Here is a 12,651-nt window from a genome sequence, read left to right as displayed (position 1 = left end):
TAAACAGGTGCCTCTTTGGCGCCTGTTTACTGATTAATTAGTAAAGTATTATTTCATCGTTTTCCCTCCTGTAATTTGTCCGGTGCATGCGGCAAATAATATCCAGTGTTTGCGCAAGCGATCTATTGCTGTGTATCTGTAAATTGTATGAGTAATGTTTTCCGGATTGACGTTCATTTCGCAATCTTACACCATATATGTTGTAGATGGCTTGGGCAAGCTCTTCAAAGCTCGCTTCTTCCAAAACTATGCGCCCGTCTCTCCAAGAGCCCACTCCAGCAATGCTGCGCGTCAGGTTATTTCCATCATGCGTATTGTACGATAACATCTGTCCTTGGGTTAATTGGTTCAACGTCATGCCTACCTTGTCCTGCACCGCGACCTTGCCATGTGCTACACCGACGCGAAACGTCGTTGCGCCAGCATAGGCCTGTACGTTAAATGCCGTGCCTAGCACCTGAATGTTGAGATGGGAAGTTTTCACGACAAAGATCTTTTGAGGATTCGGCACGACATCGAAAAAGGCTTCCCCATCGATCGCCACCTGCCGAAATTCGCCACCATATCCCGCTGCTATCGATAAGGTAGAATTGGCATTCAGCCAGACGCGGGAACTATCAGGCAACGTCACAAGCTTTCGCTCTTTGCTTCCCGTGGTAAAGGTCGATGTGGCTATATCGTTGTTATGCGCTATTTGCGGATGCGGTTCATCGGGAATCGTAACCGTATAATGCCAAAGAAACGCTACGGTTAACAGTGCGGCTGCGCTTAGGCCAGCAAACAACTTACGATGCTGCCGAAACCATGAAGGTTGTTTCCGCAACGGCTGGACATTGTCCCATATCCGTTTGCGCATTGCCTCGCGCGCTGCAGGATTCTCCCATATTGGGCTGTCCTCTTTTTTTGAAGAAAAAGATTCGTACCAAATATCGACCGCGCGCCGTTCGGCGGGAGTAGCCTTCCCCTCTTCATATTGTTTTAACAGATTTTTTAATTTTCTTGAGATCACATCCACTCGTTTTACACCTATACAGTGCATCGAGAATAGCGAAAGTACCTCAAGAAATTGTTATGCGTCCGTTAACTTTTTGTTAACAGCAAAAGGAGGGCGTAGATGGAGGATGAAATTTCAGGATGTTGTTGAGCAAGCACCTGCTTTAAGCGCTTTAATGCTTCTGTGTTATTATTTTTCACCGTTTGCGGCGAGATTTGCAGTGCCTCGGCTATTTCTGCGACGGTAAAATCTTGGGTGCGCAGGGCAAAGATTTGCTGCATGTTCGCTGGGAAGTGGGCGATTGCATCTTGCAACGTTTTCTGCATTTCACCGGCAGCGATAACGTCGATGATGCTATCTTTTAATGTACGCATATGCAGGGCCAAGTGATCCACAACCGTTTGGTGCAGGCGCGAACGCGAAACATAACGAATGATTTGGTGCTTCAGCGCACCGTTAAGATAGGCACCGATCGAAGTAGATATCGTTAAAGTATATCGCCGTTGCCAAAAATCCGTAAAAATATCCTGCACGATATCCTGCGCCTCATCATGGCTTTTCAACCGATAACATGCATCCCGAAACAAACCTTCCCAGTGCTTATGGAATATGTGCTCGAACACTTCTTGCCGTCCATCTTTTATGCCTGCCAAAAGTTCTGCGTCTGTCATATAGCTCATCCCTTGCATGATACACAAAGATAGCTGTTTTATATTAACGAAATATTAATTTCAAAAGGTTCACACCAAGACACAAGCAGATCAGCGTATCCTGTTGTACAAAACGAAACAGCGCAGGCATTTCGGATCGGTATATGGTTCATATGTGTATCTTTGCTGCATGATTTACTTCCATATTCCTTTTTGCAAACAGGCTTGTCATTATTGCGACTTCCACTTTAGCACTTCACTGGGGCAAAAGACAGCCATACTGGAAGCCTTGCACAAGGAAGTCGATCAACGTCATGCCTACCTGCACGACCGAACAGTGCGTTCTATTTACTTTGGCGGAGGGACGCCCTCCATTTTAGACGCCTCGGATATTGATCGCCTAATTGACAAGGTTGCCCGGCATTTCGAGATTGCGTCAGACGTAGAAATCACCCTGGAAGCGAATCCCGATGACCTTCATAAACAAAAGGTGAGTATGTTGCGTCATACGGGCATCAATCGCTTCAGTATCGGTATACAATCGTTCTTTGAAGAAGACCTTCGCTGGATGAATCGCGCACACAATGCTGATGAAGCGGAATCCGCGATCAAGCGTGTACAGGATGCCGGCTTTGAAAATATCACCGCTGATCTTATCTATGGTTACCCGCTCCTAAGCGATGAGAAATGGAAAGCGAATATGCAGCGCCTCTTGGGCTACGACATCCCGCACATATCATCCTACGCGATGACCGTAGAGCATAAAACAGCTTTAGCACACTTTATCAAGCAGGGAAAGGCAAAACCGATGGACGAATCACAAAGTGCCGCGCAGATGTCTATGCTCATGGAAACCCTCACTACAAATGGCTTCGAGCACTATGAAATTTCGAATTTTGCGAAACCGGGGCATTATGCGAAGCACAACACCAATTACTGGCGCGGCATACATTACTTGGGGATCGGGCCCTCGGCACATTCTTTCGATGGTAAATCCAGAAGTTGGAATATCGCCAATAATGCACAATATATCCAACGTGTCATCAGTGGAGAAAACAACTTGGAAACCGAGCTACTTACGTTGGAAGATCGTTTAAATGAATACGTGATGACTTCCCTTCGAACAATGTGGGGCATTGACCTACCACATGTCGAACAGGTATTTGGCAGCGCTGCATGCAAGCATATCAACGATGCAGCGCAACGGTTTATAGAAAGACACGAAATGATCGCTGTGGACGGTCAACATCTTCGCTTAACAACTTCAGGAAAACTTTTGGCCGACCATATTGCTTCGGAACTCTTCCTACTCGATGGAAACGATTATCATTAAAAGTCACGTGTTTTCTTCATATGATGGTATAGATCTGCATATTGCAATCCGTTTAAAAAAGAGCGCGATACCTTTCTACCCTTTTACATGGGATACGAATACAAGGTGATATCGTTGATTTCTCCTTTTCTTATTTCGTAAACACCATACCCGAACCCCATGTTGCTATTTTTTGGATTATATATAACAAAATTATATGTGATATTCGAAGGAACTTTAATAGATACATAGCCCTGCGCATCGGTGGTACCTTTAAGTGTGGTGCTGTTTATATAATCTGTTAAGTTATCGGATTGCAGTGCAATATGTGATGGATAGGCAACAACGGATAAGTTCGCTAACGGCATAGTATAGTCGTAGTAGGAAAACAGCCTAATACGAAGTGTTCCCGAGAAATCGGAAACCTTTACCACTCTTTCTTTCACAACGCCTGCCACAGCCTGCATGTATTCTGCTGTCCGGTACCGAAGTCTATTCATAGGCACCGAGTCCGCTCGAATTAAGTAACTCTTCGGCAAAAGGTTCTGAAAGTAAACGATCCCTTGCTGATCGGTCAACACAGAGTCAATCAAAGAGTTAAAGTAAACATCACCTAAACCAGCATACGATCCATTATCATAGAGATAAACTTTTGCTCCTGCTATTCCTCTTCCATCATCATCCTGAAATATACAGCGCAGGGCGCCGGTAGTTTCCACATCTACAAGGGCTACATTCGTGGTCTTCTTACACGAAAACAACGAAAATAACAGGCACAACAACGTTGTTAAAAATCTGCATTTCATAGGGTCCAAAATCAGCTATTAGTAGATCAACACTGTTTGATCAGCCTTTTGACCTTTTTGTACTCGGATGTAATTATACGCGTTATAAGTAGCATTGGTCGAACTGTTGTAAAGGCACAGTACATATTCCTTATCGGAAGGAATCTTTAGCACTGCCTGACCTGACTCATCCGTCACGCCTTTTACATCTGCGACACGCAAGGCATAAGTCGTGTTTGCCGAATAATACCATCTATTAGCGGGGATAACTGCCACGCCTACATTTCTTAGTCGTTGGTTATTGTAGGCTTGAACGGTCACGGTAAGCGTTCCGGAAAAATCGGTTACTTTAGTTTCTCTTTGTCTTGTCTCTCCTGTGATGACCTGTAAGTATTCTTGAACCATGTATCCCACATTGTTCACCCCTACAGAATCGGCGCGTAATAGATACGTTTTTGGGTTAAGGTCACCAAAATCTGCTACACCGGCTGCATCCGTCGTACGCTGATCAATCAAAACATTTTGGTTCGAATAGCTTCCAATCATGTCATACAAAGAAACCTTCACATTAGGCACGCCTTTCCCGCTGTCATCAATAAGTTTATAATTCAATTTTCCGCTAGTGGAGAGGAGAACATCGACGTTGGTCGTTTTTTCGCATGCCGTTAGCAGTCCAATAATCAGAGTAAGTAAGCCTAATGTAGATTTCATATTTTTTGGTAATAATATTTGCGCCGCAAATATATTACATCTATTTATTATTTCTAAAAAAATAAAAAAAACATCACTATTGTTAGCGGCCACACCTTTGCTACATTGACTTTGCTGGTTATATAACCAGGTAAATATCCTCTTTTCAAGAAATTTGAAACAGCGCTTAAAAAAAAGAGGCATAAAATTATGTCCTCTTCTCATTCACACGATCACAACAATCACACACTGTATTAAACTATTTTTTATATTTCTCTGCCAACATTTTCATAAAATAACCGCCCACCACAGAGCGTGCTTTGAAACCACGACGTTCTGGCTTATCGGTAAATATCCAATCGGACATCGGTACACGATGCACCGTCTCGTTCATAAATGCATGAACGGGCTTGACAAACGCCTGAAAAGTTTGTAGATCGTCTGCAAGCACAGCAGACCAAATAATCCAGTCGGACTTTGTATAGGTTTCTCGGCTATCTAATGGTAAACCATATTTGTTTTGTTTACCCAGGTAATAGTTGACTTCTTTTTGGCGAATCTGTGGATCGAAAATCTGCATGTCCAGCACCTTATCCCATACAAGATTATATTTTTGGCTCCACGTTCCGGGTTTGTCAAAAGTTAACCGATAGTGGTCGCCATCGTTCGCCATACGTTCCCATTGCCGAGCCATATCCCGGGCGGCAGCAAGGTAGCGCTCAGCCACCTGTTCTTTGCCCAACATACTGGCTAAATGGCCGTATGATGCGATGCCTAAGATAGCTTTTACAGAAAGGTTGGCATTGTGGGCAAAATGTCCAGCGAAGTCGTCTGTACACAATTGATTGTCGGGATCAAGCCCTTTTTCAAGCAAATAATCGGCCCAAGTGGTCAGTACGTTCCAATGGTTTTTCGCGTAGTCGCCATTCCCTTCTGCTCGCGCGATAGCGTAGGTCAAGATCAGCATATTACCGCTTTCTTCCACCGGCATATCGCCTCCATAGGTTTGTCCATTTGCAATAGGGTATGTACCGATATCATGCGCCGCAAAAGGTTTCTGCCACTTGCCCGATTCGGAATAATAAAAAATAAAGTTTAACAGCGCTTTGGCCAGCTCGGGGTTATAATACAAAAACAGCGGGGCTGACGGATAAGTTACATCAACTGTGCCGATCGAACCGTTACTGTCATTCTCCTTGGATAGGAGCAGTAATTCACCATTCGGAGACTCGACAAGCTTATGTGCCGCAATCGCTTGCCTGTAGGCCAATGCACAAAGCTCCGCATACTCCTTTCCAAATGCAGCATATTGCTGCATAAATTTCCTATCAAAGGCATCGGCCTTTTCCATAACCTCATCGTAGCTTGCAAACGCCTGTTCAAACTGTCCCGCTATCGTTTGCTTTCCGTCGCGGTTCCAATATGGACGTAGATTATTTCCGAAATACTGTATGGCATATATGTCATCATATCCGACAGCTATTTTTCCTTTCCAACTTCCCTGCACAGTCCCTTTCTGCCGCAAAACGAGCTGCTTTCCTTGTTCAGCCGGCACCGTGCTAGATTTACCGCTCACAAAATTTGCCCTTAGCCCTTGTTCTGTCCCGACGGATGCTTGTGTTGTCGCCTCTTCGCCCGCCATATAGAAATAGCCCCAGTCATTACGTACATGATCTCCTTTACGACCTAAGATCCGTTGTGCCACACTCCCGGTTTTCACGTAACGTAAACCATTCTTGCTATACGATTCACTACCAGCATCCTGAGCCGGAAGATTCAATGCCCAATGCGGAGCAGCCTCAAAATAGAGTTCTACCGTTTGTGGCTTTTCGGAAATGACCTCGTAACTGATGTAGTTGACGGGCCGTGATAAAAGTCGGAGGTCATCCAAAAAGAGCGGAGCGGTAAATGTCAGCTTAAGTTTCACATCGCCGCAAGCGAATTCATAATGTGTTTGCATAGGTTGCACATCGGCAGAAAGCTGTTCAGCCTGCTTTTCAAAATATTTTCTTGCCGAACGTTCCACCTGCAACCCCATATCCAAAAAAGCATTTCCTCCGCGGTTATGGCAATAGGCTGCCAACAGGTTCTTACCCTTTTTCAAACTTTTCACCGCTGCAGCATCCAATTTGACCCGTCTATTTTTTCCGGTGGCTTGTCCCGTGGACAATATTTTGACTCCATTCACAAAAAACTCCGCATCATCGTCATGTGCATAGATTAAAAACACATCCCTCCCCGCTACGTTTTCCGTCAAGACTACCTCTCGCCTTACCCATATTTTCTCGGTTGTCCAGTCCGTCTTGCTGTGGGGTTCATTTTCAAACGTACCAAATGCCCCTTGGCCTGATGTCCAATCCGTGTCATCGAAAGACCTGCCCGTCCAGTCGCCTTGCGGTGCTACGGTGCTGTACTTGGCGTCCCATCCCTTATCCTCTCCGTTGGGCACCAAAGTGCTAAGCTCGACATCCTCTGTTCCCATAAAGCGATAGACTTGCTTGCCGACTTTTATGGCTCCCAAAAGGGGTAAGGGTCTGTTGTCTGACCAGTGTGAGACAGCGCTGCCATACAATTGATCTGATGCCGACCACGCACTTACATTGGGGTCAATACTGATCAGCGGATAGGCCGGTGCACGCAAACTATTCAGCGAATGCTGCCCTATAACCACACTTAGACTTGCGACGCTCAAGCCAATGGTGCATAAAAGATATTGAATTCCTTTATTCTTCATAAATGATTTGCTTTTTATCTTCATTAGAAATGTTCCAAAATTTCGCGACCGTCTCCATGCAATGAGCCAATAAACCTTTTGCAATGCTGGATAAAACCTACAGAACGGTTCATTATTAGTTAGCCCAAAAATATAATTTATCACGACACTTTGATCCCACTGCACGCAAGATCGATCTATTTTGAACAGTTTATATTATTTTTTGATCAGCGGAGTCTATAAGCTAATACGAATTAGCTTGTAATTTTCGATGACTACTGGGCAATTTGCGCTCGCTATAGCCTGCCTGGGAGGACAGCGCTATCGTTTGGCTCGTGGTATCCTCTACAAAAGAAGTTGCCACCAAGCTGCTTTACTCAGCGTTGGATTAGCGATATGCGCTTTATTCCGCGTGCGGCGGCCTATCGAAAAAATGCTGGCTCTCCAAATATTTCATCACAATCTGGGTTGCACCAGCCTTCTCGCGCACGTAACCTGCCGCTACCTGCGAAACCATGTGCAATTTCGCGACGTCGCGAAAAGTCATCATTAATTCGTGTAAACCATGGCTGCTATGCACAGAAAAACCCACGCCCAATTCGATTAGATCAACGGCCTCCTGAAACTTGGCATACCTTGGACCAAATACCACGGGCATCCCGTAGGTGGCGGCCTCCAAGGTATTATGTATACCTGCGCCAAAACCACCACCCACGTAAGCGATCTGACCATAGGCGTACAGCGATGACAGCATGCCGATATTATCGATAATAAGCACTTGAGCCGCCGCAATCTGCGCTGCTGTTGCTGCAGCAAACTCGGAATAGAAAAGTGCCGCGGGAAAAATCTGCCGCAACTGCTCCAGATGGCTGTCCGTAACTTCATGCGGCGCGAGAACCAATTTCCAATCGGCATGTTTTGCCAAACAAGCAGACAGGATCCGTTCATCGTCGGGCCAAGTGCTTCCAGCCACCATTACACGCTCGGCAATCGCGATAAACTGCTCAACGGCTGGCACACGTTTCCGAGACTTGGGCAATTCGGCAACGCGGTCGAAACGGGTATCGCCCGCCAATCCTGCTTTTTTGATATGAATAGCCTTGAGCAGATGCACAGCATCCATATTTTGCGCAAAGAAAAACGTTACCTGACGCAAAATTTTCCGAAAGAATACCCCATACCACTGAAAGAAAATCTGCTCTTCTCTAAAAATAGCGGAAACCATAAACAAGGGTATAGCACGTCGGTGCAATTCACGAAAATAATGGTACCAATATTCGTACTTGGTAAAGACGGCAAACTTAGGCTGTACGACATCCAAGAATTTCCGGGCGTTGCGGGCCGTGTCGAGGGGCAAATAGAAAACATAATCCGCCAACGGTGTCTCTCGGCGAATCGTATAACCCGAAGGAGAAAAGAAGGTAACCAGAATTTTTTCCTGTGGATATTTTTTTTTTATCGCCTCCATCACCGGTCTTCCTTGCTCAAATTCACCTAACGATGCGAAATGAAACCAAATGGGGTTTTGCTTCGGCTCAATAGTTTGTTCGATTGTGTTCAGCAGGTCCCTGCGCCCCGCTACCCATAGCTTTGCTTTAGGGTGAAAAGGGGCTATCAGCTGTAAAACAACAGCATAAAAGCCTATTCCAAAGTCGTACAAAACACGCATCTTGACAAAATATCCTTATATTCGTCAAAGATATTAAACTTTATCCATTCCCAACATTCGTGAATAAGCAAGAACAAAAACGAATACTCATAACTGGCGCCGCCGGCTTTTTGGGATCGCATCTGTGCGATCGTTTTATGCAGGAGGATTTCCATGTGATCGGCATGGATAACCTCATTACGGGCGACCTGCGCAACATCGAGCACTTGTTCAAGCTGCCTAACTTTGAATTCTACCAACACGATGTTTCCAAATTTGTACACGTTCCTGGAAGGTTAGATTACATCTTGCATTTTGCTTCGCCGGCGAGTCCGATCGATTACTTACAGATCCCGATTCAAACACTGAAAGTAGGGTCGTTGGGCACGCATAATCTGCTGGGACTGGCAAAGAGCAAATCAGCAAGGATATTGGTGGCCTCAACGTCTGAGGTGTATGGCGATCCTTTGGTTTCGCCGCAATCCGAAGAATATTGGGGCAATGTCAATCCTGTGGGGCCACGCGGTGTATATGATGAGGCCAAGCGCTTTCAAGAAGCCATGACGATGGCCTATCACAATTTTCATGGACTAGAGACCCGTATCGTTCGGATCTTTAATACCTACGGCCCGCGCATGCGCCTGAATGATGGACGTGCCTTGCCCTCTTTTATCGCCCAAGCACTTGCTGGCGAGGACCTCACCATTTTTGGCGATGGCACCCAAACGCGCTCTTTTTGCTATGTGTCGGATCAAGTGGAGGGCATTTACCGTCTTCTGCTGTCGGACTATCCATTGCCCATGAACATCGGAAACCCAGACGAAATGACCATCAATCAAATGGCGCAAGAGATTCTTCATGCTACAGGCAGCCATGCGGGAATACAGTACATGCCACTACCCATCGATGATCCCAAACAAAGACGTCCCGACATCAGCAAAGCAAGTAAACTATTAGGCTGGGAACCAAAAATAACACGGCAAGTGGGATTGCAAAAAACTATTGACTACTTTCAAGCTTTACCACCAAACGAACTTAACCGAAAAGACTTCACGTATTATAATCAACGTTAGCAATCGAAACGTGCGCATGGATTACGCATGAACTTTTCATGATGATTTATCAAGCTGCGGAAAAGAGTAGGCTATTCAGCATAGTATTTGCGTGCTACACTGAATAGCCGTATAAACCCTACGGCACATCTCTTATACAGCGTACCGTGAAAGCAAAGTTCTTGTTATTTGTCCCTTGACCCATAACAGCAGAGGTTTGGTCCGTTATCAATCGTGCCGCATTGGTTGCCTCGCTGTCTGGTGCAATGGATAAACTTGTCCAATAAGCGCCAATAGATCCCCTGTTTTGTGACGTAGCTGGAGACGCACCATTTGTAGGACTAAAAACGCCGCCAGACGGGAAGGTAAGCACGACATTGCGATCGCGAAGGCTCCGGAATACCTTTGCCGTGCTGTAGTTTGTCGCACTGGCCGACCAAGAGGTTCCCACATTATCACTTTGGTTCTGTGTCGTATTAGCCAGTAACAAGTTCCATTCGGTTCTTGTTGGAATACGCCATCCCGCCGGGCAAGGATCATTTGCTGTATTTTTAACTGGGGCAGTTTCCGAACCTGTATTCCAAGCGATAAGGCTTTCTTCACGGGTACCCCAATGCGTACCGGTCTGGTTAGCAGTGGTACTTCCATTTCCTCTAGGCGTTATCCTACCCCATTGGTAATAGTTGCCAATATGGTCCCGGAAGCCAATAGACGCTGTTGCGTTGGGCAAATCGGGATTAGACACGGTAGAACCTAGGTTTCTGCGCAGCCAATATCTCCCTGCTATCAATGCGGCATCTTGTCCGTTGATTGTTACGAACTGGTCTGTGGGATTTAACCGCAGCCGAACGGTATAGGCAATTCCGGGCACAATATTGATGTTATTCAACGTGATGGGCGTTGTCCTGTTTAAAGGCCCAACAACCAACGAAGCTATTGAAAGTTGAGCCGTTGTTGTGTTGTTCGAGAAATAGGCCATATTGGAGCTCCATCGATCCGCGGCGCTGGTATTCGGGAAAACCATCGTTTGGGTCGTCGAGGATCCGCCAAAGTTTGAAACTGTACCCGCACTTAAATTAACCGTTGCTGTACCCCTGGTAGTTCCCAATGTCGTGGCTCCTACACTGGTGATTAAATAACCGTTGGTAGCTGTGGCATCAAGCAGCACCTGCATAGGCGAAGTAAGGTGTCTTAAGACAACATTTAAATTAACTGTCGCTTGGGAAGAAACGGTAATCAACCCAGAATTAAAAGCTAGAAACCCATTGGCAACAGGGGCATTGGCTATAGTAAAGTTCGAAACCGTCGTGCCAGAAAGGTTTTCAGATGGTGCCACATTTGTATTATACGAGTAAGCGATAAAGGTGTATTGCCCGTTAGGCAACTGCATAGCCACGCCATCGGCAGGCGTTACGGTACCGTTGGCCGCGATGTTATATATTTTCGCTTGAACAAAATTTCCGGCACTATTGAAAGCCGCTAGCCGAAAGGACAATGTCCGTTGTATGGGGTTGACAACCACCGCAGATCGGTTTCCTCCCGAAGAAGATCTAGCCGGTCTCGGACGATACACCGCCTGTTGGGCCGTTATCTCGGCGGTCATGTAAAGGCCATCACCCAAAGACATTTCCTGAACCTGAAGAGCCTCCATACTGCTTAAATTCGATTTGTTGGTCAATCCAGATCCACCTAAAGCAGACCTACCTGCATAGGTAGTCTCCTGTTCGTCATATTCTTCCCCACCCAGGCTTACTGTGAGCGTCACGATTTCTCGTCCAAAATCCTCCTCTCGGGTGCAAGATAAAAACGATAATAGGAACAAAACGCTGGATACTATGCTCAGTGATTTCATTATCATAAAAACATCTTAATGGAAAAACTACCAATCAAAGCCTCTATCCTGTTCCTGCAAATCGTACTGTTCCTGTACTTGGTTGCCACTATTCGTTGGCGATACCGTTGTTGATGTGGCCGCTATCCCTGTTTCCATCTGAACCATAGTGACCGTACTTTTTGGCGATGTGTAAGTCAATAAAACCTTGTCCTTGAATTGTTTGTCCTTTTCCATGTAATTCATGTTGTCGCTTGCTTATGAGTATAGAATAAAAATGTAATAGCATGTAATTTTTTTCCACAATAAATGAATTACATAAAAAAGTTTTCCGTTAGAGCAGGATATCAACTTTCAAAAATGTAATCAACTTATCAATAATAACGCATAAATACAGGAGCACTTAGCGTTGAGTCTAGGAACTATTTACTCGATTTCTACTGGAAATGCGAATAGAACGGCCGAAGTTTATCTATGATATATCTTTACAGCGTTCGGTCAAGTTTTAACAAACTGCATGCCAAGCGGTCAGCAAAAATGAAATTTAATTCAAAAAATAATATCTCTTTGTAGAAACAAAAACAAAGCGCCCGTATGCCAAACAAAATATTATCATCAACTTCGCCGACGCTATAAAATTCTCCTCTTTCGCTAAAAAAACTAGGAGCTTGTGCAAAATATCATCTATTCTGTTGCTAAAACGAACTTCCCAAAAGTTCATTTCGGACGATGCTATTCCGATAAAATCTTATTAGCACCTACAGAACAGCTTGAAAGTTTGGCACAACTCCAAAAGAGGCTAGTAAGCAAGTGTAGTTGCATTTGTCCGTACATTGACTTCTCGATTTCGCATCTGTACGTTCCGTCTCACGCGTAACCCCCGGCTCCTTCAGCAAGGCGATTAGCAGGTGAAAGTTGAAAGAAAGCATGCAAATTATTTTCAAATGTTACCATTTATTGAAACATATGTACTGTT

10 protein-coding genes are annotated in these 12,651 nt (G+C 45.2%); 2 read left to right on the top strand and 8 right to left on the bottom strand.

Going from position 1 to position 12,651, the window contains the following annotated elements; genetic code table 11:
• Positions 1-37: 37 nt before the first annotated feature.
• Entirely contained in the window at positions 38-1,009 is a 972-nt protein-coding gene (locus IE165_RS10170) for a FecR family protein (RefSeq protein WP_189626515.1), read from the bottom strand.
• 71 nt (positions 1,010-1,080) lie between these two features.
• Positions 1,081-1,665, bottom strand: coding sequence for an RNA polymerase sigma factor (locus IE165_RS10165; RefSeq protein ID WP_189626514.1), 585 nt, complete (start codon positions 1,663-1,665; stop codon positions 1,081-1,083).
• Positions 1,666-1,834: 169 nt separating this feature from the next.
• Here IE165_RS10165 and hemW point away from each other — a divergent pair, with 169 nt between their 5' ends.
• Complete coding sequence (gene hemW, locus IE165_RS10160) at positions 1,835-2,977, top strand: radical SAM family heme chaperone HemW (RefSeq protein WP_189626513.1); 1,143 nt, start codon at positions 1,835-1,837, stop codon at positions 2,975-2,977.
• An 83-nt stretch (positions 2,978-3,060) separates the two neighbouring features.
• On the opposite strand, the gene IE165_RS10155 is transcribed toward hemW, so the two are convergent.
• From IE165_RS10155 to IE165_RS10140, 4 genes are all read right to left on the bottom strand, one after another.
• Positions 3,061-3,762, bottom strand: coding sequence for a hypothetical protein (locus IE165_RS10155; RefSeq protein WP_189626512.1), 702 nt, complete (start codon positions 3,760-3,762; stop codon positions 3,061-3,063).
• An 18-nt stretch (positions 3,763-3,780) separates the two neighbouring features.
• Positions 3,781-4,452: a hypothetical protein gene (locus tag IE165_RS10150; protein ID WP_189626511.1), complete on the bottom strand. Its 672-nt coding sequence runs from the start codon at positions 4,450-4,452 to the stop codon at positions 3,781-3,783.
• Between the two features lie 238 nt (positions 4,453-4,690).
• On the bottom strand, positions 4,691-7,165 hold the full coding sequence (locus tag IE165_RS10145; RefSeq protein ID WP_189626510.1) for a glutaminase family protein: 2,475 nt from the start codon (positions 7,163-7,165) through the stop codon (positions 4,691-4,693).
• 382 nt (positions 7,166-7,547) lie between these two features.
• Positions 7,548-8,813 (bottom strand): 3-deoxy-D-manno-octulosonic acid transferase, encoded by a 1,266-nt coding sequence (locus tag IE165_RS10140; protein WP_189626509.1) that lies wholly within the window; start codon positions 8,811-8,813, stop codon positions 7,548-7,550.
• A 59-nt stretch (positions 8,814-8,872) separates the two neighbouring features.
• Between IE165_RS10140 and IE165_RS10135 the strand changes: the two genes are divergently transcribed.
• The gene (locus IE165_RS10135; RefSeq protein WP_189626508.1) at positions 8,873-9,865 is read left to right on the top strand and encodes a UDP-glucuronic acid decarboxylase family protein; all 993 of its coding nucleotides are present in this window, start codon (positions 8,873-8,875) and stop codon (positions 9,863-9,865) included.
• Between the two features lie 118 nt (positions 9,866-9,983).
• On the opposite strand, the gene IE165_RS10130 is transcribed toward IE165_RS10135, so the two are convergent.
• The gene (locus IE165_RS10130) at positions 9,984-11,702 is read right to left on the bottom strand and encodes an FISUMP domain-containing protein (protein ID WP_189626507.1); all 1,719 of its coding nucleotides are present in this window, start codon (positions 11,700-11,702) and stop codon (positions 9,984-9,986) included.
• Positions 11,703-11,723: 21 nt separating this feature from the next.
• The gene (locus IE165_RS10125) at positions 11,724-11,912 is read right to left on the bottom strand and encodes a hypothetical protein (protein ID WP_229826502.1); all 189 of its coding nucleotides are present in this window, start codon (positions 11,910-11,912) and stop codon (positions 11,724-11,726) included.
• Positions 11,913-12,651 lie beyond the last annotated feature (739 nt).

This window comes from Sphingobacterium griseoflavum (assembly GCF_014653155.1).
GTDB lineage: Bacteria > Bacteroidota > Bacteroidia > Sphingobacteriales > Sphingobacteriaceae > Sphingobacterium > Sphingobacterium griseoflavum.
Note: the sequence above shows the minus strand (reverse complement) of the source record. Positions and strands in the feature narration are given on the sequence as shown.